This is a genomic window from Pseudomonas sp. GM49 (assembly GCF_000282355.1).
In the GTDB taxonomy this organism is placed as follows: domain Bacteria; phylum Pseudomonadota; class Gammaproteobacteria; order Pseudomonadales; family Pseudomonadaceae; genus Aquipseudomonas.
Window position 1 is genome coordinate 1 of sequence record NZ_AKJL01000134.1, and the last position, 718, is coordinate 718.

A 718-nucleotide genomic window follows, 5' to 3' on the forward strand; every position below is an offset into this window, starting at 1 on the left:
CTCCATAGCTACCGGCGACCGGTAGTCGTTGTAGCTATGGAGCCTGACGTTGTTGTAACGCATCACATAACGCTGCACATCCACCCGCGCCTCATGTTCCGAGCGGTAGCCATCTTCTGGTACCCACTCTGACTTGAGGCTTCCAAAGAAACGCTCCATCGGAGCGTTGTCCCAGCACTCACCTTTGCGACTCATGCTTTGCAGGAGGCCATGTTTGCGCATTTCTTTCCTGAATTTATGACTGGTGTATTGGCAGCCCTGGTCAGAGTGAAACAGCACCTCTTTTGGCCGGCCTCGCAGGTCGACCGCCATCCGCAACGCTTCGCAGGTCAGCGTGGCATCGGAAATCATCGAAAACGACCAGCCCACGATCCTGCGGGCAAACAGATCCAGCACCGCCGCGAAATACATCCAGCGCGTGCCGACTTTGATGTAGGTCACATCGCCGCACCACACTTGGTTAACCGCAGTGACATCAAACTTGCGCTTGAGCACATGCGGCGCCACCAGCGCCTCAACGCCGGAAGATTTGTACTTGTGCCGCCGCCGTTGATGGCTGGCAACACCGGCTTCGCGCATCAAACTGCGAGCCATATGTCGCCCGACACGATGCCCCTTGGCTTGCAGTTCCTTGGACAGGGTGCGAGACCCTGCGGACGCTCTGGATTCCTTATGATGCTTGACCAGCACGGCCTTAAGTTTCTCCCGTTCAGGATTC

Annotated in this window: 1 protein-coding gene; it reads right to left on the reverse strand. The window is 57.0% G+C overall.

From position 1 onward, the window contains the following. Positions 1-718: IS3 family transposase (locus PMI29_RS16445; RefSeq protein ID WP_007997482.1), on the reverse strand; the 718-nt coding region annotated here is incomplete at both ends.